Genomic DNA, 20,976 nt, shown 5'->3' with positions numbered 1-20,976 from the left:
GAAAGACTCGCCATTACATGTGAGGAAAAACAATGAAAAGCTTGAAAACCCTCGTTTGTGCAACTTCTTTTGCTCTGTGCTTTGGCGCCGCTTCGATGGCCAGTGCTGCCTCCGTCTCTCCAGACGGTCCGTTCTCGACCAACCCCGGCACCATCGTCGTGAAGTCGCCTTCGTCCTTCGGTGCAGCCGTGACCTGCGGCATCACCTTTACCGGCAACGTTAGCGGTGGCGTGGCTTCTATCAACGGCGCTTCGCTGACCGGTGGCGGTCTGTGCGCATTGCCTACGTTGACCAACCTGCCTTGGGTGCTGACGGCTTCCAGCGCTACTGCGGGCACCGTGACCAACGTCGGCTACAAGATCACCTCGCTCCCATCCACCAACTGCGGTCCTACCCCGATCGCCGTGGCATGGGCGGCAGGCACCAAGACCTTGTCGGCTGCCAATCAGTCGCTGAGCGGCAACTGCACCGTGGTTTCCCTGAGTGTTGTGGCCCCAACGCTGACAGTTAACCCATAAGCGCGTGACTCCTTAAGGGCTGATCACCTGTTGAAAGACGGGTGCCTCGCATGAGGCACCCGTTGAGGAAACACCACCGGCGGAGCCGGTCGGACACGCTACTTATTGTCTGGGGAACATGACAATGCAAAGTGTTAAGAAAACAGCCCTCCGGGGTTCGATGTTGGCCATCCTGGGCGCTGCGTCGTGCATGGCGAACGCTGTGACATTTGCCCCGGCAGGTGCTGCTTTTACCGCTTCAGGCTCAATCGCCACAGCCGTGAAGCTGCTCGCCTGGACCCCGATTCCCTGCACGATGACCCTCAGTGGCCATGTCGCGCCGGACGGCTCAAGCGCAACCATCACCAGTGCCACATTCATGGGCAATGCGCTGTGCGGTGTTTCCGGCCCGCTGAACTTGCCGTGGACACTGGTGCCAACGAATTCAACGACCGCGACGCTCTCCGGGTTTACCGAAAAGTTCGCTTATGACAGCTGCCTGACCCCAAGTGTGTTGACCACACAGTGGAGTGCTGCTGACAGCACGTTCAATCTTTCAAGTCCCCACACGGTTAATGCGACCTGCAGGGTGACAACCTTCAATTTCAAACCTTCACCTGGCCTCACGATTAACCCTTGAGAACATCAGTGCTTGAGGGCTTGGGTTGGGTAGAACCTGAAATGCGTCCCCTATCGAACGAACAGAAAGACGAGGCGGCTGGGGCCGGCTCGGTGTGATAACAATAAGGAGTGCCTCATGAATAATAAAAAACAACAGGTGCAGGCTTTACTGGGTTTGGCATTGATGGGTGGGCTGATGGCGGCTGCGCCCGTGCAGGCCGGTGGTTTTTCCACACCGACCTATGGCGCACCCGGCTGGGGGCGAGCCTTCGGCGGCGGCTCCTTGTTCAAGAATGATCCGAGTTCCGCATACAACAACCCCGCTGCAATGGCCTTTGTTGACCACAATGTTGCTCAGATGACCGTGGATTACGCGCGCATCAAGATCAAATATAAAGGCCAGGCTAATGACTACATGGGTAATCCGGTATCCAATACACCGTTCAACCCGGATGGTACTTTCGACCCTGACTTGGCCAAAGTTAACAACAATGACGGTGGCCAGGGTGGGTTCACGGCCTGGCTTCCAACAGGGTTCATGGTGATGCCGCTGGGTGACCGTTTTGCGTTCGGTCTGGCCCAAGTGGTACCGCAAGGCATGCGTACAACCTGGGATGAAAACTCCAAGCTGCGTGACTTTGCAGTGGACACCAAGATTGAGACCGTGGGGTTGACCGGGTCCTTGTCGTTCAAGGTGCGTGATGATCTTTCCCTGGGGGCCGGGGTGATTGTTCAGCACAGTAAAGGCTTCGTCAGCCAGAATATTGATTTGCTTGCGTCCGCTGCCAACTCCAAGTCTGAATTGGGCGGTATTCCGTTCCCGGCAGGCCTGGGTTCGGCGCTGATGCGAGTCAAAGTCGATAATACTTCGGTGGGTTGGTTCACGGGGGTAGTCTGGAAACCCACTGAGCAAGACAGCCTCGGCCTGAATTATCACGCCAAAATCAAAAACAAGATGACGGGCAAGTACAACATTCGCGCCGATGCATTCTCTTATCAGTTGATGACCGCACCGAGCCCGTTTGGCGGGACCGGCACCATTCCCGAAGTGGCCTACCCGGGTCTTAAATTGATGCCGGACGGCGCGAACGCGAGTACTCAACTGGACATTCCGGCCACTGCGGGCCTGGATTGGGTACACCAGTTCAATGACCGCTTTACCCTGGGCGTGAGTGCGGTGTGGACTCAATGGTCATCTTTCAAGGACCTGACGCTCAAGTCTGACGGCAACCTTATCGTTTCCATTCCCTACAACTACCGGGATTCCTGGATGTACTCCATTGGTGGTGATTTTAAAGCCACCGATGAACTGACTTTGCGTGCCGGTGTTGCTTCCGACCAGACGCCAACCCGTAACTCCACTCGCGACCCGCGGATACCGGACGGTGACCGTTATTTCTTGTCGCTGGGGGCGGGTTACGACGTTAAAGCCATTCCAGGCCTGACGCTGGACCTGGCGTATTCCCATCAGTTCGTGCAGGAGGTCAATCTCAAGACCAAGAACGTCGACCGGTTGGGTGGCGCGAGCCTGGACGGCAAGGCCGAATCTTCGGGCGACGTCGTTGCGGTGTCGGCAACCTATGCGTTCTAAGTAACTCACGCAGCATCGTGGATAAGGGCGGCAAGTGCATCTTGACGCTCTTTATCCGATGCCCCCGGCGACGGTTCGCCCACGCGCGCCCTTGCAGTTTCTTCCTCATTTATCCAAAAGGCTGACGTGTTCAGCCGTTGATTTTTTCGCCAAAGCATTAAATATAAATTTCAAAACAAAATTTGAATTTACGCTTTCAAGTTTGTAGTGTGGTTTTACGCTCCAAGTCATTCCGGCTTGCCCAGGCGTCGGCCGTACCCTGAATTGAGTAGAGGTATCCCCATGGTTATCTGGTTATTGGCGGGTTTCGCAGCAGCGATTGCCCTGGCGTATCGGCAAGCCGTCGCGGCCCTTTGGTTGGGCGCTGGCGTGATCTGGCTTGCGGTGGGCTACCTGTTTAACGTGGTCGCCGGGTTGGGCGCCACCGTCGCGGCGATACTGGTGGTGTTGCCCGCGCTGCTGCTGACGATCAAACCCTTGCGCCGCACGCTATTGAGCAGCAAGGCATTGGCCCTGTTTCGCACCATCATGCCGGCAATGTCCGACACCGAGCGCGCCGCCATCGAGTCCGGCACCGTGTGGTGGGACGCCGAACTGTTCAGCGGCAAACCCGACTGGCAACGCCTGCTGCAAGCCGCACCGGCGAGCCTCAGCGCCGAAGAGCAGGCCTTCCTCGACAACGAAGTCGAAACCCTGTGCGACATCGCCAACGACTGGGAAACCACCCAGATCTGGCAGGACATGTCCCCCGAAGGCTGGCAGTACACCAAGGATGCCGGGTTCCTCGGCATGATCATTCCCAAACAATACGGCGGCAAAGGCTTCTCTCACTATGCGCACTCGCAAGTGGTGATGAAGCTGTCCACGCGCTGCTCGGCGGCGGCGATTTCGGTGATGGTGCCCAACTCCCTCGGCCCGGCGGAATTGCTGCTGCATTACGGCACCGATGCCCAGCGCAATTACTACCTGCCACGGCTGGCGCGCGGTGAAGACATTCCGTGTTTTGCCCTGACCAGCCCCTACGCCGGCTCCGATGCCGGGGCGATTCCGGACTTGGGCATCGTCTGCAAAGGCCTGCATGAAGGCGAGGAAGTGCTGGGTTTCAAGGTGACGTGGGACAAGCGCTACATCACCCTGGGCCCGATTGCCACGGTGCTCGGCCTGGCGTTTCGCGCAGAAGACCCGGAGGGGTTGCTGGGTGCACCCGGTTCGTTGGGGATCACCTGCGCGTTGATCCCGACCTCGCACCCCGGCGTCAACAGCGGCCGCCGTCACTGGCCGTTGAACGCTGTGTTTCAGAACGGTCCTACCACCGGCAAGGATGTGTTCATACCACTGGAATGGGTGATTGGCGGCCGCGAACAAGTCGGCAACGGCTGGCGCATGCTGATGGAATGCCTGGCCGCCGGGCGGGCGATTTCGCTGCCTTCGGCCAACGTCGGCCTGGGCAAGGTGGCGGTGCGCGGCACGACGGCGTATGCGGCGATGCGTAAACAGTTCGGCCTGCCGATCGGCAAGTTCGAGGGCGTGCAGGCGCCACTGGCGCGCATGGCCGGGCATCTGTATGCCTGCGACGCAGTGCGCAAGGTCTCGGTGGCGTCCCTGGACGCGGGTGAAAAACCGTCCGTGATCTCGGCCATTGCCAAGTACCACGTCACCGAACGCGCGCGGATTATCGTCAACGACGGCATGGACATCGTCGCCGGCAAGGGCATCTGCATGGGCCCGAACAACTTCCTCGCCCGCGCTTATCAGCAAAGCCCCATCGCCATCACGGTGGAAGGCGCCAACATCATGACCCGCTGCCTGATCATCTTTGGCCAGGGCCTGATTCGCTGCCATCCCTATGTGTTCCGCGAGATGGAAGCGGCGCGCAACCCTGACCGGCGCAAGGCATTGGAAGCATTCGACAGTGCGCTGTTCGGCCACGTGAGTTTCGTGCTGGCCAACACCGTACGCGCGGCGGTGCATTCGCTGACGGGTGGGCGGCTGATTTCCGCACCGGCCAAGACCGACCCGGCGCTGGCGTCCTACTACCGTCAGGCCAATCGGCTGTCGGTGGTGCTGGCATTGCTCTCGGACGTGTCCATGGGCGTGTTGGGCGGTGCCCTCAAGCGCAAGGAAAGTATCACCGGGCGCCTGGGCGATATGCTGTCGCAGCTGTACATCCTGTCCTGCGTGCTCAAGCGCTTTGAAGATGACGGGCGGCCCCAGGCGGACCTGCCCCTGGTGCACTGGTCGGCCCAGGACGCCTTGCTGCGGGCTTATGAAGCCTTGATTGAAGTGCTCGACAACTACCCCTCCAAAGCGGCCGCAGCGGTGGTGCGTGGCTTGAGTTTTCCGTTCGGTATCCCTTCGCGCAAACCCTCGGATCGCCTGTTGGCACAGGTAGCGGAAGTGGTGCAGACCCCGGGCGAGACACGTGACCGTTTGTTGGCCAATTCCTACATACCGCGCGCCGAAATCGACAAGCTGGCGTACGGCGAATTGGGTTTCCGTTTGTTGCCGCAAGTCGAGCTGATCGAGGCGCGGCTCAAGCCCGCGATCAAGGGAGGCCTGATCGAGCCAATGCCGATTTCCGCCACGGCCTTTACCGGCTGGCGCGTCAAGGCGCGGGCGCTGGACCTGATCAGCGACGACGAAGACAGCGTGCTCGGGCGTTATGTGGAATACGCCGACCATGGCATCCAGGTCGATGACTTCCCGCAGGACTTTGGTTTGCTGGAGGCTTTGCAGCAGCGCAAACAAGCGTTGGAACCGACCGCCAAACGTCGCACCCCGCAAAGCGAAAACGCCTCGGTCAACTAGGTAAAACACAGTCAATGTGGGAGCTGGCTTGCCTGCGATAGCGGTTTACCTGACACACCGCTATCGCAGGCAAGCCAGCTCCCACAGTTGATCGGGTTTACACAGCAGGATTGTGTCTATGAGTGACAGCTACCTCTCGTTCGTCAATTCCCCCTGGGGCCGCCGCTTGGCCCAGGCCATCGGCCTGCCGCAACCCTTGCCGCTACAACGCCATCGCAGCGGCCAACAAGGCCTGGTCAACCCGGTGATCCTCGCCGGGGCAGGGCGCCTGGCCGCGCAGGTGCAGCGGATTTTCAGCGCCACTAACACGGTCGCCGCCACCCCGGCGACCCTCAAGGCGCCGTCCACGGTCAAGGTGCAGGGCGCAGTGTTCGACGCCAGTGACGTGGTCGACCTGCAACAGCTCGACGAGCTGTATGTGTTCTTCCACGCCAACGCCAAACGCCTCGGCCAGCACAGCCGCGTGGTGGTCCTCGGCACCGCCCCCGAGCATTGCAAGGACTTGCCCCAAGCCATCGCGCAACGCGCCCTTGAAGGTCTGGTGCGCTCGCTGGCCAAAGAACTGCGCCGAGCCATTACGGTGCAATTGATTTACGTGGCGCCGGGTGCCGAAGATGCGCTGGACAGCAGCCTGCGTTTTTTCCTGTCGCGCCGTTCGGCCTATGTGTCCGGGCAAGTGGTGCGCCTGGAAAAACCGGTGGACGGCAACACCGCCATCAACTGGGAAACCCCCTTCGCCGGACGCCGCGCGCTGGTCACCGGCGCGTCCCGTGGCATCGGCCTGGCAATTGCGCAGGTGTTGGCGCGTGACGGCGCCCACGTAGTGTGCGTGGACGTGCCCCAAGCCCACGACGCATTGCAACAAGCCGCAACAAGCGTCGGCGGGTCGGCATTGCCGCTGGACATCACCGCCGCCGACGCGGCCGCGTTGTTGTTGACACACGTCAGCCAGTACGGCGCCTTCGACGTGGTGGTGCACAACGCCGGGATTACCCGCGACAAGACCATCGCCAAGATGACCGAAGCAGCCTGGCGCAGCGTGTTGGCCGTGAATCTGCAAGCACCGCTGCACCTGAGCAGCGAATTGCTGGAAGGCCAAGGGCTGAACCCCGGTGGGCGCATTGTGTGCGTCTCGTCGATCTCCGGCATCGCCGGCAACCTGGGGCAAAGCAACTACGCGACGTCCAAGGCCGGTGTGATCGGCCTGGTGCAGGGCTTGGCGCCACGTGCAGCGGCGCAGCAGGTCACGGTCAACGCGGTGGCGCCCGGGTTTATCGAAACCCAGATGACCGCGAAAATTCCGCTGATGATTCGCGAAGCGGGGCGGCGCATGAACTCCTTGTCCCAGGGCGGCCAACCGATCGACGTGGCCGAGACCATCGCCTGGCTGGCGCACCCTGCGTCCGGCGGGGTCAATGGCCAAGTCGTACGCGTGTGCGGCCAAAGCCTGCTGGGAGCCTGAGCCATGGACTACGTGACGCAGATCATCGACCCGCCACCGTCGCGCACACAGCTGCTGCTGGACGGCGTGCGCGGCTTACGCAAACCCAAGCTCGACGCAGCGCCTTCGCTACCGGTGGAACGCCTGGTGCGCTCGGCCGTGGAGCTGTCGGCCAGCGGGATCGCGGCGTATGGCCGTGCCTGCGGGTTTCGGCGCGAGCAGCGCGTGCCGTTGTCCTACCCGCACGTACTGGCGTTCCCCTTGCACCTGATGCTGCTAACCCGGCCGACGTTTCCGTACCCGGCCAGCGGCATGGTGCACCTGGCCAATCGCATTCGTCAGCATCAGCGACTGGAGGAGGGCCAGGCCCTGCGTCTGGAAGTGTTTTGCGAGCGTTGGGTGGCGCATCCCAAGGGCCAGGCGCTGAGTATTGCGACTCGGGCCTACAGCGCAGGCGCGCTGGCGTGGGAAAGCGACAGCCTTTACCTGCGCCGTGACGTAAAAAATCCGACCGGAGAGGCGTGGAATGACACGCTGCCCTTGCAAGAAGAAGGCCTGTTGCGCACTCAGCGCTGGGTGTTGCCAGCCGACCTGGGCCGACGGTTTGCCAGGGTATCGGGGGACTTCAACCCGATTCACACCTCAGTGATCGGCGCAAAACTATTTGGCTTTCGCCGCGCCATCGCCCATGGCATGTGGACCCTGGGCCGTGCGCTGGCCGCCTGGCAATCGCCGGGTGGGCTGGCGGTGGCCGAAGCGCATTGCGATTTCAAACTGCCAATTTTCCTCCCCGGCCAAGTCACCCTGTGGAACCACCCCACGAACGGCCCGCGCCGTGAATTCGAAGTGCGCACTGTCGCCGGTGATAAACCGCACATGCGCGGCCTGTTTGTCTGGAATGAGACCTGTCGATGAGTGACTACAGCTTCAACCCGGCCCCGACCCGCCGCGTGGCGATTATCGGCGGCAACCGCATACCCTTTGCCCGCTCCAACACGGTGTACGCCCACGACAGTAATCAGGATTTGCTGGTGGCCGCCTTGCAGGGCCTGATCGGCCGTTTCAACCTGCACGGTCAGCGCCTGGGCGAGTTTGCCGCGGGTGCGGTGATCAAGCATTCACGGGATTTCAACCTGGCGCGCGAGTCACTGCTCTCGACCACCTTGTCCCCGGATACACCGGCTTACGACGTACAGCAGGCGTGCGGCACCGGCCTTGAAGCCGCGCTGCTGGTGGCCAATAAAATCGCCCTCGGCCAGATCGAAGTGGGCATTGCCGGCGGAGCCGACACCACCTCCGACGCGCCCATCGGCATCAATGAAGCCCTGCGCCACAGCCTGCTCGCGGCCAATCGCGCCAAGGGCATGGGCGATAAACTCAAGGCCTTGTTGAAGGTGCGCCCGTCGATGTTTTTCAAGCCGTTGCTGCCGCGCAACGGCGAGCCCCGCACGGGGTTGTCCATGGGCGAGCATTGCGAAGAAATGGCCAAGCGCTGGCAGATCAAGCGGCTGGCCCAGGACGAGCTGACCCTCACCAGCCACCAGCGCCTGGACGCGGCGTACACACGCGGGTTCTTTGATGACCTGATCAGCCCCCATCGCGGCCTGGCCCGCGACAATAACCTGCGCAGCGATGCCAGCCTGGAAAAGCTCGCGGGCCTGTCGCCTGCTTACGACCGGCAAAACGGCACGCTCACGGCGGGCAACTCCACCCCTTTGACCGACGGCGCCTCGGTGGTGCTGCTGGCCAGTGAAGAATGGGCTGCCGAACACGGTTGGCCGGTGCTGGCCTACCTGCGTACCGGCGAAACGGCGGCGGTTAACTTTGTCGACGGCACCGAAGGCCTGCTGATGGCGCCGGCCTACGCCGTGCCGCGCATGCTCAAGCGTGAGGGCCTGAGCTTTGCCGATTTTGACTTCTTTGAAATCCACGAAGCCTTCGCCGCCCAAGTGCTGTGCACGCTCAAGGCCTGGGAAGACGCCGATTATTGCCGAGACCGTCTCGGCCTGGACGCGCCGTTGGGGCCCATCGACCGCGCCAAAATGAACGTCAACGGCGGCTCCCTCGGCTGCGGCCACCCCTTCGCCGCTACCGGCGGGCGGCAACTCGCAGCGCTGGCCAAAATCATCCACGCCAATGGCGGCGGGCGCGGCCTGATTTCGATCTGTGCGGCGGGCGGGCTGGGCATTACCGCTATCGTCGAAAAATAGCCTGACCAAAAAAAATAACAACAAGGAGACTGCCATGAACGCTGTAAGCCTGGAACACACCGAACGGGTCTGGTTGAACGCTTACCTGCCTGGCGTGCCGGCGGACATTGAGGCCGGGATCGAGGCGTACCCGTCGTTGCGCGAGGTGTTCCTGGAGCACCTGGAGAAGTTCCGCGACCGGGTTGCCTATGTCAGCATCGGCACCGAAATGACCTATGCCGATTGGCAGGTGCAAGGCGTCGCGTTTGCCGCGTGGCTGCAGGGCCAGGGCGTGAAGAAGGGCGATCGAGTCGCGCTGATGATGCCCAACTGCCTGCAGTATCCCATCTGCCTGCTCGGCACGATTCTGGCCGGTGCAGTGGTGGTCAACGTCAACCCGCTGTACACCTCCCATGAGCTCAAGCATTTGCTCAAGGACAGCGAAGCCGAAACGGTAGTGATCTTCGAAAACTTTGCCCACACCCTGGAAAAAGTTATCGACGGCAGCAGCGTCAAGCGCGTGGTAGTGGCAGCCATCGGCGATTTGCTCGGCACCTTCAAAGGTGCGGCGATGAACTTCATCCTGCGCCGTGTGCAGAAACAAGTGCCTGCGTTTAACCTGCGCGGCGCCGTGCGCTTCAATCAGGTGCTCAAGCAGGGGCGGGCGCTGAACCACTTTCCGGTGGCCATGGCCCTGGATGACCTGGCCTTTTTGCAATACACCGGCGGCACCACGGGGGACGCCAAGGGCGTGATGCTCAGTCACCGCAATATCATCGCCAACCTGCTGCAAGCCAAGGCCTGGGTCGGCGACCAACTCGACCAGGGCAAGCAGGAAACCAACGTCACCTTGCTGCCGCTGTACCACATCTTTTCCTTGACGGTGAATTGCCTGATGTTCATGTGCCTGGGCGGGCGCAATATCCTGATTGCCAACCCGCGTGACGTGAAACGTGTGCAGATGATCCTGCGCAAAGAGCGTTTCAACGGCATCGCCGGGGTCAACACGTTGTTTAACGGCTTGCTCGAGAACAAGGAATTCTGTGCGCGGGATTTTTCCGACCTGCGCATGGTAATAGCCGGGGGTATGGCCACCCACACTGCGGTGGCCAAACGCTGGAAAGAAGTCACCGGGCTGCCGATCATCGAAGGCTACGGGCTGACCGAGTGCTCGCCGGTGGTGAGCATCAGCCCTATCGACATCTCGCGCATGCGCGAGATGGAATTCACCGGCAGCATCGGCGTGCCGTTGCCGTCGACCTGGGTGCGCTTTATTCGCGAGGATGGCCAGTTGGCCGATATCGGTGAAAGGGGCGAGCTTCAAGTGCGCGGCCCGCAGGTGATGCAGGGTTACTGGAAACGCCCCAAGGAAACGGCTGAAGTGCTGGACCGTGAGGGCTGGTTGTCGACCGGGGATATCGGCGTGATGGACGAGCGTGGCTATATCCGCCTGGTAGACCGCAAAAAAGACCTGATTCTGGTCTCGGGTTTCAACGTGTACCCCAACGAGATTGAGGACGTGGTGGCGTTGCACCCGGGCGTGGGGGAAGTGGCGGCGATCGGTGTGGAAGATGGCGTGACGGGGGAGAAGGTCAAGATCATCGTCGTGCGCAAGGACCCGAACCTGACGCAGGAGCAACTCCTTGCGCATTGCCGGGAATACCTGACGGGGTACAAGGTGCCCAGGTATGTGGAGTTTCGGACGATGGAATTGCCCAAGACCACCGTGGGCAAAGTGCTGAGGCGGGCGCTGCGCTAAGAATCGACACCATTTCCTGTGGGAGCTGGCTTGCCTGCGATAGCTGTGCATCAGTAACAAATGTGCCAGCTGACCCACCGCTATCGCAGGCAAGCCAGCTCCCACAGGGGTCAGTGTTGGGGGTTAGACAGCGTCCACTTGGACCCAGCGCTCCTCTTTGGCCGCCACACGAATCGCCGTCGCCAACCGCTCCACCGCCCACGCCGCCTCGAAGTCAGTGCCGTCTGCGCCCTGGCCCGCCAGCGCCATGATCAACTCTTGCACCTCCAGCGTCTTCAGCTCGTTGTACCCCAACTGATGCCCCGCAGCCGGGCTGAACGCCGCGTAACCCGGCAGGGCAGGGCCGGCGAGCAGGCGCTGGAAACCGTCCTGACCGACCCGGCACACACGCAGTTCATTCAAGCGTTCCTGATCGAAGGCCAGGGTGCCTTTCGTGCCGCTGATTTCGAAACTCAGATGGTTCTTGTAGCCGTGCTTGAGCCAACTGCTGCTCACCGTACCGCGCGCGCCGTTGGCAAAACGCAGCAGGGCGTGTACCTGGTCATCCACGGCGATGGGTTTGAGGTCGTTGCTGCCCTTTATGGCGGGGCGCTGGGCATGCACGGTCTGGGTGTCGGCGCACACGCTGACCACATCACCGACCAGGTAACGCGCCATCGACAGCAGGTGGCTGCCCAGGTCCGCCAGCGCACCACCGGCATGTTCCACTTCACAGCGCCATGACCACGGCGAGGCCGGGTCAGCCATAAAGTCTTCACTGAATTCACCCTGGAAGCTGATGATTTCACCCAGCTCGCCGTTGGCAATCATCTGCCGGGCAAGCGTGATCATCGGGTTGTGCTGATAGTTGTAGCCGACCCGCGTCACCACACCTGCGTCACTCGCGGCGCGGCGCATGGCGTCGGCTTGCTGCAGGCTGACGGCCAGCGGTTTTTCGCAGTACACCGCCTTGCCCGCTGCGATGGCAGCCATCGCCATGGGGTAGTGCAAGTGGTTGGGTGTGGTGATCGCGACGACGTCGACCTTCGGGTCATTGATCAACGCTTGCCAGTCGCCATGGGCCTGGGCAAACCCCCAGGCCGTGGCGCAACGCTGTGCGCGTTCGGTGTCGGCATCGGCCAGGGCAGCCAGCTTGAGGGTAACCGGCAGTTCGAATACCGCCCGAGCGTTATTGAATGCCAGCGCATGGGCGCGCCCCATAAAGCCTGTGCCGATCAAGCCGATTCCGAGTTCACGCATCGCCGTGGTCCTTTGGATTATTGTTTTCAGGAAGGCTATTAATGGAATAAAAATTCCCTAACTTCAATAGATGGAACAAATATTCATTTCTGTGGGCGCAATCAGCCTGACGAATGCAGCTATATTCAGCCCGTGACGAAAGCCCGTCAGTTAACAAAAGATAACGTAGCGCCGATTGTCAGACGATTCGAAACCCCGATAGGATGGCCCCTGCTTCCTCCAGGCGCTCTAGATTGCAGGTTTCAGGGCCCGGGATGGCAAGACGACCTAACAATAATAAATGGGGAGAAAGGTCTATGAGTGAGCCTGTCATGGGTTGGGTTGTTTGCCGCCCGCGCGCCGCACGCAGGGTTGCGTGGCTGGCCACAGCGCTCTCGCTGCTGGCAGGTGCCGTGTTGGCGATGCCTGTGCTGGCAGCCAGCGATACCGTCGCAACGCCTGCGTTTGCGATTGAGTCCCCCAAGGCCGCCAAAGGCCTGATGATCGATGTCGTCCACGCAGGCGCTCGGCTGGTGGCCGTGGGCGATCGCGGGCACATCCTCTATTCCGATGACCAGGGCAGTTCCTGGACTCAAGCCAAAGTCCCCACCCGACAGTTGCTCACGGCGGTATTTTTTGTCGATGACAAACACGGTTGGGCGGTAGGCCACGATGCGCAAATCCTTGCCAGCGCAGACGGCGGTGCCACCTGGACCCAGCAATATCAAGACCTCAAGCGCGAAGCACCATTGCTCGACATCTGGTTCAAGGACGCCGAACACGGCCTGGCCGTGGGCGCCTACGGTGCGCTGATCGAAACCACCGACGGCGGCAAAACCTGGGCAGACGTCAGCGACCGCCTGGACAACGAAGACCAGTTTCACCTCAACGCCATCGCCCACATCAAAGACGCCGGCCTGTTCATTGTGGGTGAACAGGGCAGCATGTTCCGCTCCAGCGATGACGGCCAGACCTGGGAAAAAATCGAAGGCCCCTATGAGGGATCGCTGTTTGGCGTCGTCAGCACGGCGCAGCCGCACACCCTGCTGGCCTATGGTTTGCGCGGCAATCTTTACCGTTCCACGGATTTTGGAACGACCTGGGAGCAAGTTGAGTTGAACGCGGCGCGCGGAGCGCTGGAGTTTGGCTTGTCGGGCGCTACCTTGCTGGAGGACGGTTCGATTGTTGTCGTCGGCAACGGCGGCAGCGTGGTGGTCAGCCACGACGATGGCCAGACTTTCAGCGTGTTCAACCGTCCCGACCGTATTTCGCTGTCGGCGGTGACCTCGGCGGGCAATGGCAACTTGATTCTGGCCGGGCAGGGTGGCGTTCGTATTGCCGCGCCCACCGGCGCCGAACCGACAAAACAATAAGAAGGCGGGGAAAGAATGAGCAGTCATCACAACGATAAAGCGACCTTTCTTGAGCGCCTGATCTTCAATAACCGCCCGGCAGTGATCGTCATCTGCCTGCTGGTGAGCATTTTCCTGTTTTGGCAGGCGACGTTGATTCGCCCGTCCACCAGCTTTGAAAAAATGATCCCCCTCAAGCACCCCTTCATTGAAAAGATGATGGAACACCGCAACGACCTGGCGAACCTGGGCAACACGGTGCGCATTTCGGTGGAAGCCAAGGACGGCGACATTTTCAGCAAGGAGTACATGGAGACCCTGCGTCAGATCAACGACGAGGTGTTCTACATTTCCGGCGTCGACCGCTCAGGCCTCAAGTCGCTGTGGAGCCCCAGCGTGCGCTGGACCGAGGTGACCGAAGAAGGTTTTGCCGGCGGTGAAGTCATCCCGCAAAGCTACAACGGCTCGCCGGAAAGTCTCGATCAACTGCGCAACAACGTGCTCAAGTCCGGGCAAGTAGGGCGCTTGGTCTCCAACGACTTCAAGTCGAGCATCGTGGATATCCCGCTGCTGGAGTCCTACCCGGACCCGCAGGATCAGGGCAAGTTGCTGGCGCTGGACTACCGCAAGTTCTCCCACGAACTCGAAGACAAGATTCGTGACAAGTTCGAAGCACAGAACCCCAACATCAAGATCCACATTGTCGGGTTCGCCAAGAAGGTCGGCGACCTGATCGATGGTCTGGTCATGGTGGTGATGTTCTTCGGCATTGCCTTTGTCATCACCCTGATTCTGCTGCTGTGGTTCACCAACTGCCTGCGCAGCACCATCGCCGTGTTGAGCACCACATTGGTGGCGGTGATCTGGCAGCTGGGGCTGATGCACTTTTTCGGTTTCGGCCTCGATCCGTATTCGATGCTGGTGCCGTTCCTGATTTTCGCCATCGGTATTTCCCACGGTGTGCAGAAGATCAACGGTATCGCGCTGCAGTCCAGTGAAGCCGATAACGCGCTGACGGCGGCGCGGCGCACGTTCCGGCAACTGTTCCTGCCGGGGATGATCGCGATCCTGGCCGATGCCGTGGGCTTTATTACGCTGCTGATCATCGACATCGGTGTGATCCGCGAACTGGCCATCGGCGCGTCCATCGGCGTGGCGGTGATTGTGTTCACCAACCTGATCCTGCTGCCCGTCGCCATCTCCTATGTGGGCATCAGCAAGCGTGCCATCGCCAAAAGCAAGAAAGACGCGCACCGCGAACACCCGTTCTGGCGCCTGTTGTCCAAGTTCGCCAGCCCGAAAGTCGCACCGGTCTCGATTGCCTTGGCGCTGATCGCCTTTGGTGGCGGCCTCTGGTACAGCCAGAACCTGAAAATCGGCGACCTCGACCAGGGCGCGCCGGAACTGCGTCCGGACTCGCGCTACAACAAAGACAACAACTTCATCATCAGCAACTACTCCACCAGCTCCGACGTGCTGGTGGTGATGGTCAAGACGAAAGCCGAAGGCTGTTCGCGTTACGAAGCCATGGCGCCGATCGACCAGTTGATGTGGAAGATGCAAAACACCGAGGGCGTGCAGTCAGCAATTTCGCTGGTGACCGTGTCCAAGCAGATGATCAAGGGCATGAACGAAGGCAACCTGAAATGGGAAACCCTGTCGCGCAACCCCGATGTGCTGAACAACTCCATCGCCCGTGCCGACGGCCTGTACAACAACAATTGCTCGCTGGCACCGGTGCTGGTGTTCCTCAATGACCACAAGGCCGAAACCCTCGACCGCGCGGTGCATGCGGTGCAGGACTTCGCCAGGGAAAATAACAAGGACGGCCTGGAATTCATCCTCGCCGCCGGTAACGCCGGGATCGAAGCCGCGACGAATGAGGTGATCAAGGAATCGGAACTGACCATCCTGATCCTCGTGTACCTGTGCGTGGCGACCATGTGCATGATCACTTTCCGCTCCTGGGCGGCGACTCTGTGCATTGTGCTGCCGCTGGTACTGACCTCGGTGCTGGGCAACGCGTTGATGGCGTTCATGGGCATCGGCGTCAAGGTGGCGACCCTGCCGGTAGTGGCGCTGGGTGTGGGGATTGGCGTGGATTACGGCATCTACATCTACAGCCGCCTGGAAAGTTTCCTGCGCGCCGGTTTGCCGCTGCAAGAGGCCTATTACCAGACGCTCAAATCCACCGGTAAAGCCGTGCTGTTCACCGGCCTGTGCCTGGCGATTGGCGTGTGTACCTGGATTTTCTCGGCCATCAAGTTCCAGGCTGACATGGGCCTGATGCTGACCTTCATGCTGCTGTGGAACATGTTCGGGGCGCTGTGGCTGCTGCCGGCACTGGCGCGGTTCCTGATCAAGCCTGAAAAACTGGCGGGGCAGAAGGGCAATTCGTTGTTTGCCCACTGACCGAGCCTCCTGCAGGTGCGTGTTCCCACGTTCCTGCAGGGGGGACTTCTTACAGCTTCAGGAACAATTTCTCATCCAGCGGTGCCGTAATCCGCGATCGAATGATCTGCTCCACCACACGGTTGTTACCGGCTTCTCTGATCAAGTCTTTCTGGGTCTTGGCGCGTTGCGACGCGATCTTCAAATGCGCGGCGGTGTAGGTGTTACGCACTGCGCCTTTTTCAGGGTAGTGGAAGTGTGCGTACCACAGAACGTCGACCTTGCCCTTTTCCCGCACGGCATATTCGGTGAACACATCGCCACTTTTGGTCGGCACATCGCGCTTCACCAGGTTGATGTCGACTAACCCATGGCGCCACAGGAAATCGACATTTTCCGGCTTGGGCGGTTGCACGCGATAGCCATCAGCGGTGTGCTGGATTGCCTTGTTTTGCAGGTCATCGGCTGTCGATCTCCATCGTGCGACCAGGTTGGCGGTTTCCGCCTGGGCGCCATGGTTGGCCAGGGTTTGCCGGGCTACCTCGCGCAGTTTGTCAGCCTGGGCTTGCAGCATGTCGTACCAGTCCAGTGGGTTGACGGTGTCGCGGCGTGCAGGGTCAGCAAGTTTGCGTTTCTGGTAGGTAATCGTTGCCTCAAGCCTGGTCGCTTGCTCAACAAGGGTGTCTGCTTCGGCGGTGTAGGCCCTCAGTGACTTGGGCGATGGCAGGCGAGGTTCCTGAACCTTGGGCCCTTCAACTATCTCCACCCACTCGCGCTGTGACGGATGTTCACTGTAGCTGGCGAGGCGTTTTCCGGTAGTCGGGTCCAGTACATCAATGATGTCATTACGCCCCGACTCAGAGGGGCGCAGCGTACCGATCAGGGTCTGTTTGTCACGAGTCTTGAATACCCGTTGATTGTGCGGCCTGGCTCGCCGGTCTTTGCGCGTCGGCGTTTGCGGAGTCAAGTGCTGTTCTTCGCGAATCACCTGAGCAAGGTCAGCCTGCGCGTCGGCGATGATCTCGCCCAAGCGTTGGATAAACAGCGCGTGATATTCACTGCGAAACAGGGCGGGGCATGTCTCCTCCAGGTATAGCCCGTCGCTCAAGGACTGTTGGTAGGTGGTGATGATGGTTTGCAGCGTCGCCTTGCGCTCTTCAAGCGTATAGCCTTGATACTCGCGCTGGTCGAGGAAGGCCTGGTTCACAGGCTCCATGGGGGTGTTGCCAAAGCGTTTCGAGAAAAACGCAACATCGGGTCCGCGGCTTGAGGTGGACCGATTGATACTCAGCTCCTTGAGGTTGGTCAGTACACTCAGCCTGGCCGACAACAAGTCGATATCAGGCGCAATGGTGTAGCGATCCTTGATGTATTGCTCGGCCTGCTTGACTCCGTAGGGTGAGTCGTTTCTCCATTGTTCAAACAAATCGGTGATGGCCTGTTTGGCCTTAACCAGGTTTGCACGGTTGCGGTAGGTGGTTTCGAACGCCTTAACCGTTTCGTCGTATGCAGTACTGGAGCGCTCCCTGGCGGCTTGTACAACCTGATGCAGGGGTTCGCCGCTGGCAACGTACTGGTTACTGATGTTGAACAACCTGCGGTGGGCATCCTCCACATCTTCGGCGGCTCTCAGCATGCCCCGGTATTCCATGGACCGGTTCTGTTTGTACTCGGACAGATCATCTACCCCGGCGACTTTCTTCGGCCTGATGCTTTCAACGGTTCTGCCGCTTGCGGCCATGAGAGCTTGGGTCAAAGGCTCGATATCGAGCAGCTGTTGATCGACCGCTGCCTTGAGCGTTTCGGTTGTTTGCAGTTGGTCGGCATAGCGAGCATCAAAAAGCCCCTCCGATGCGGGACGGTTTTTCAGCTCCCAAAGTTTCCTCAGATTATTTTGGGCGCTTTCGTAATTGCTCAGGGTCTCGCCAATTTTCTTGAGGGCATTGCCGTGAGCTTCCGAGGCATTGAAACCATCCAGGAAGATGCGCTTGTACTCGGCGTCTTTAAGCGCTTTGTCTTGCAGGTTTTTACTGACCGTACGGGCCATGGCTCCTTTACGCATACCGCCGCGTAGCTTGGGGCCCAGATCAAAACTCCATTGGCCTCGTGCATCGCGACGGATCGGCGGACCACTACGGGTTTTGTCCTGCGCATCAACGATGAACAACTCATCCGGATCCCGGGCAACACGAAACCACTGTTGCTCAATTCGGACATGTAAATGGCCGCCAATCAAAAACAACCCTTGAGTCGCTCCCCCGGCAATGGGCTCCCCTGGATGCGCAGGCGTCCGCACCGCAAATGAAGCAATGCGCGCGCGTTGGGCGGCACTCAGGTCGCGCGAGGCGCTGAACCCGAAGTCGAAGGGGCTTGTAGAGGTATCAATGAACTGGTCAGCGGTTGCCGGGGGCGCTTCTCGAATTGAACCTGGCGCCCTGTCAGCGACAGCTTCAGCGGCGCGCGTCAGCGGTAGAGACACTTCCGGGCGCTGAGCAAAGGGCAGGGTGCCCACGGGACGTTCGGGTACTGCGGATGCCGAAGAGTGACTCAACAACGTGCCCATGTTTACCAACAGATCGACCATTGCCGCCGTGGGGTCGGGGTTACTCGGATCGCTCGCGCGCTCTATATCGTTGTCGACCGCCGCCATCTGCATCAGCCAACCCACCATGGCTGCGGGGCCACGCAATACCGGCAGCAAGGTATTGAACAACAACCAGCCCAGCTCTTTATGGGACGCCCAGCGGCTTTCAGCGTCGGAGGCGGATTGACCTTTGGCGAGCGAGACCAGGCTGTGAGCATTGGCGTTGAACAGATGCTTCATCAGGTCGCCGTTGTTCAGGTCCTGCTGCAACCGGGTGGCGGCACTGTAGCCATCGCCGGCCAGTTGGGTCGGTTTGGGGGTTTCGGGGGCGTCAAACTCGTTAAATAGGCTGTAGTGGGCGATATGGGGTGTGTGGAAGCCGCCATTGCCATACACCGCGCGAGTCTTTGCATCGGGCAACCAGGCCAGGATGCTTTGTTGCAATGGGCCCGGTTGCTGTATGGCATTCAGTAGCGCTTCGCGGCTGGCAAATTCCTGCAGGGGTGGTGAAAGCTGGGGTCGGTAGAGGATATGCGGGCCTTTTTCCAGCGCACTCGGCTCAATCAGATACATATTCTCGACGATGTCGGGTGCAGCGCCGGGTTTGCGCAGGAATGCCAGAGGGCGAACGGTAATGCCTGCGCCGTCAACGGTTCGGGGGGCGGTTCCCGCTCGAACCACCGCCTCGATCATTTGGCAGCCTCGCGCGGTGAGGCCATTTTCGCCTTTGAGCTTGAACTCCATGGCCTGCATGACGAGCTGTATGGGCACTTGATCGCTGAACAGCGTCAAGCGTTCGCGAGTTTGCGGGCTATCGCCCAGCAGATGTTTTTCAAGCAACGCCGGGTAGTGTTGGCCAATGTCGATCTGGCTGATGAGGTCTTTGAGCTGTTGCGCCACGCTCGGATCATTCACCGGCTCGCCGCGCAGGCGGATCTTCATCGCGCCTTTGGGCAAGCCGGCAAGGTTCTGCAGGGCCATGTCCACCAGGCCCATTTTTACCGGCTCAATGTAGCCACCGTCGAGGGTGCCGACTGGCACGTTGAACGTGATTTCCAGGTCTCTGGCGCGATAGCCTTTGGTTGCCAATTGCGCATCCAACTGCTGTTCTGCGTAGGTGCGTATATCCGGGATATCTGTCAGGAAGGTGCGGCCCTTGTTGCGCTGAAGACTGCCAGCCAACTCCAGGGTGTGCTGTTGATAGGTGAGGCGCTCGGCGCCACTGGCTTTTTTCAGCCAGCCGGGCAGTTTGCTGGCGAGTGCATCCAGCACAGCCGGTGGCGACTCAAAGGCGCCGCTGAACCACGGTGCGGTGGCACTGGCTTGGGAAAACAGCTGCTCGAGTTGCTCGACGCTGGTGGTGGCCGGTAGCTGGATCGCTTCGAGGTTTTGCAGTTGCCGGTCAAGCAGAATGGCAGCCTGGGTAGCAAAAATGGAGCCATCGGGTTCATTTCTTCTCCAGACCAGTTGATCGAACTCGAAGTGTTCGCCGAGCTGGCGCTCCCAGGCCTGCGCGAACGCTTCAAGCGAGGCGTAGGGTGTAACCACGCCAGCAGCGGTCGTGTGCAGCACCACGTGACGGCCGTCGACTTGTCGGGTAATCAGCAGGTCGGGGCTCAGGACCGCAGCGGTTTTCCCCGCCTTGCTCAATGTGGACTCCACCACGAACACGTGGGCTGGCGAGTCACCCGCCATGTGGGCTCGGTCGGCCGGGTCCGGGTAGCGCGTGACCTGATCCAGCGTCTGGCGCTGCACCTCATCCAGGTCGGGTGCTTTGAGGGCCGCGACGCGCAACGTGTTTTGCAGCGTATCACCGAGCCATGACCAATGGCTGACCGGCGCCGCGCTGGAGGCAAAAGCGTTGTTCCCCCAATAGTGGCTCAGCGCATCTGCAAATGCGGGCTTGAGCAAGGGGCGCAGATTGCGGATAGCCAATTCCAGGGTTTGCATGTCCAGGGGCATGACGAGATGACCAGCTCTTTCGGTGACTTTCAGCAGCCTGTAATGCGCAGTATCGAGCCATTTGCACGGAAGGCCATGTCGGTCGGTGAAATCCAGCTCGGCGCCTGAGGCCAAGTGCTCCAGCGCCAGGTCCAGCAGCGGGGTCAATGCGTACTGGAGCGGGTCGGCGCTGATAGGGACGGCCAGCGACGTATTGGCAATGTCGATTTCGAGCGTCGGGTACTGAGCTTTAAGCGCTTGCGCCAGTAGTTCGGCGACGACTGAACGCACGCTGGGGCGAGTAGCGAAGTGTTCAGCCACCACCTTTGCGGGTGTGTTGGCAGGCCCGCTTTGGCGCTGGGTCCGAATGGCTCGGGGCAGGGAAGTCGGTTGCTGAGCAGGTGCACCGAGTGCTGGCGATTGAGCGGGTGGTGGTGAGTCGTCCGGCAGGGAGACGACAAAGGGGCGTTGTGTAGTTCTTACCGATAGCATGCAAGCGATTCCTTTGCTTGAGGGATACAACATACGCCGCAAAAAATACCTGTCCGGCCGCTTATGGGTACCAGCAATGCGTTATCAACTGT

At 60.3% G+C, this 20,976-nt stretch carries 12 protein-coding genes; 10 read left to right on the top strand and 2 right to left on the bottom strand.

The window, feature by feature from the left end; all coding sequences use genetic code 11:
- The first annotated feature begins 32 nt into the window (after positions 1 to 32).
- The 8 genes from praB (at position 33) to BFW87_RS27600 (ending at position 10,906) form a co-directional block, all read left to right on the top strand.
- Entirely contained in the window at positions 33 to 518 is a 486-nt protein-coding gene (gene praB / locus BFW87_RS27635) for an alkane oxidation protein activator PraB (RefSeq protein WP_078742886.1), read from the top strand.
- Between the two features lie 124 nt (positions 519 to 642).
- Positions 643 to 1,137 (top strand): hypothetical protein, encoded by a 495-nt coding sequence (locus BFW87_RS31805; protein ID WP_139372514.1) that lies wholly within the window; start codon positions 643 to 645, stop codon positions 1,135 to 1,137.
- A gap of 117 nt (positions 1,138 to 1,254) precedes the next feature.
- Positions 1,255 to 2,709 (top strand): outer membrane protein transport protein, encoded by a 1,455-nt coding sequence (locus BFW87_RS27625; RefSeq protein WP_078742884.1) that lies wholly within the window; start codon positions 1,255 to 1,257, stop codon positions 2,707 to 2,709.
- Between the two features lie 282 nt (positions 2,710 to 2,991).
- Entirely contained in the window at positions 2,992 to 5,517 is a 2,526-nt protein-coding gene (locus BFW87_RS27620) for an acyl-CoA dehydrogenase (RefSeq protein ID WP_078742883.1), read from the top strand.
- A gap of 118 nt (positions 5,518 to 5,635) precedes the next feature.
- Entirely contained in the window at positions 5,636 to 6,979 is a 1,344-nt protein-coding gene (locus tag BFW87_RS27615) for a 3-oxoacyl-ACP reductase (RefSeq protein WP_078742882.1), read from the top strand.
- 3 nt (positions 6,980 to 6,982) lie between these two features.
- Positions 6,983 to 7,873, top strand: a complete 891-nt coding sequence (locus tag BFW87_RS27610) for a MaoC family dehydratase (RefSeq protein WP_078742881.1) — start codon at positions 6,983 to 6,985, stop codon at positions 7,871 to 7,873.
- On the top strand, positions 7,870 to 9,168 hold the full coding sequence (locus BFW87_RS27605) for an acetyl-CoA C-acetyltransferase (RefSeq protein WP_078742880.1): 1,299 nt from the start codon (positions 7,870 to 7,872) through the stop codon (positions 9,166 to 9,168). Before BFW87_RS27610 ends, BFW87_RS27605 begins: the two co-directional genes overlap by 4 nt.
- Before the next feature lie 34 nt (positions 9,169 to 9,202).
- Entirely contained in the window at positions 9,203 to 10,906 is a 1,704-nt protein-coding gene (locus BFW87_RS27600; protein WP_078742879.1) for an AMP-binding protein, read from the top strand.
- Positions 10,907 to 11,029: 123 nt separating this feature from the next.
- Here BFW87_RS27600 and BFW87_RS27595 read toward each other — a convergent pair whose 3' ends face one another.
- Positions 11,030 to 12,145, bottom strand: a complete 1,116-nt coding sequence (locus BFW87_RS27595) for a Gfo/Idh/MocA family protein (protein WP_078742878.1) — start codon at positions 12,143 to 12,145, stop codon at positions 11,030 to 11,032.
- A gap of 311 nt (positions 12,146 to 12,456) precedes the next feature.
- Here BFW87_RS27595 and BFW87_RS27590 point away from each other — a divergent pair, with 311 nt between their 5' ends.
- Positions 12,457 to 13,497: a WD40/YVTN/BNR-like repeat-containing protein gene (locus tag BFW87_RS27590; protein ID WP_078742877.1), complete on the top strand. Its 1,041-nt coding sequence runs from the start codon at positions 12,457 to 12,459 to the stop codon at positions 13,495 to 13,497.
- Between the two features lie 15 nt (positions 13,498 to 13,512).
- Positions 13,513 to 15,888, top strand: coding sequence for an efflux RND transporter permease subunit (locus tag BFW87_RS27585; RefSeq protein WP_078742876.1), 2,376 nt, complete (start codon positions 13,513 to 13,515; stop codon positions 15,886 to 15,888).
- A gap of 49 nt (positions 15,889 to 15,937) precedes the next feature.
- Here the strand turns inward: BFW87_RS27585 and BFW87_RS27580 are convergent, their stop codons facing one another.
- Positions 15,938 to 20,884: a dermonecrotic toxin domain-containing protein gene (locus BFW87_RS27580; protein WP_254865963.1), complete on the bottom strand. Its 4,947-nt coding sequence runs from the start codon at positions 20,882 to 20,884 to the stop codon at positions 15,938 to 15,940.
- Positions 20,885 to 20,976 lie beyond the last annotated feature (92 nt).

Origin of the sequence: Pseudomonas fluorescens, from assembly GCF_002022275.1 — a bacterium.
In the GTDB taxonomy this organism is placed as follows: domain Bacteria; phylum Pseudomonadota; class Gammaproteobacteria; order Pseudomonadales; family Pseudomonadaceae; genus Aquipseudomonas; species Aquipseudomonas fluorescens_AJ.
Note: the sequence above shows the minus strand (reverse complement) of the source record. Positions and strands in the feature narration are given on the sequence as shown.

What these genes read in the sequence shown, in the direction of transcription:
- praB (WP_078742886.1), top strand. Translation starts at nt 33, where the DNA reads ATGAAAAGCTTGAAAACCCTCGTTTGTGCAACTTCTTTTGCTCTGTGC.
- BFW87_RS31805 (WP_139372514.1), top strand. Translation starts at nt 643, where the DNA reads ATGCAAAGTGTTAAGAAAACAGCCCTCCGGGGTTCGATGTTGGCCATC.
- BFW87_RS27625 (WP_078742884.1), top strand. Translation starts at nt 1,255, where the DNA reads ATGAATAATAAAAAACAACAGGTGCAGGCTTTACTGGGTTTGGCATTG.
- BFW87_RS27620 (WP_078742883.1), top strand. Translation starts at nt 2,992, where the DNA reads ATGGTTATCTGGTTATTGGCGGGTTTCGCAGCAGCGATTGCCCTGGCG.
- BFW87_RS27615 (WP_078742882.1), top strand. Translation starts at nt 5,636, where the DNA reads ATGAGTGACAGCTACCTCTCGTTCGTCAATTCCCCCTGGGGCCGCCGC.
- BFW87_RS27610 (WP_078742881.1), top strand. Translation starts at nt 6,983, where the DNA reads ATGGACTACGTGACGCAGATCATCGACCCGCCACCGTCGCGCACACAG.
- BFW87_RS27605 (WP_078742880.1), top strand. Translation starts at nt 7,870, where the DNA reads ATGAGTGACTACAGCTTCAACCCGGCCCCGACCCGCCGCGTGGCGATT.
- BFW87_RS27600 (WP_078742879.1), top strand. Translation starts at nt 9,203, where the DNA reads ATGAACGCTGTAAGCCTGGAACACACCGAACGGGTCTGGTTGAACGCT.
- BFW87_RS27595 (WP_078742878.1), bottom strand. Translation starts at nt 12,145, where the DNA reads ATGCGTGAACTCGGAATCGGCTTGATCGGCACAGGCTTTATGGGGCGC.
- BFW87_RS27590 (WP_078742877.1), top strand. Translation starts at nt 12,457, where the DNA reads ATGGGTTGGGTTGTTTGCCGCCCGCGCGCCGCACGCAGGGTTGCGTGG.
- BFW87_RS27585 (WP_078742876.1), top strand. Translation starts at nt 13,513, where the DNA reads ATGAGCAGTCATCACAACGATAAAGCGACCTTTCTTGAGCGCCTGATC.
- BFW87_RS27580 (WP_254865963.1), bottom strand. Translation starts at nt 20,884, where the DNA reads ATGCTATCGGTAAGAACTACACAACGCCCCTTTGTCGTCTCCCTGCCG.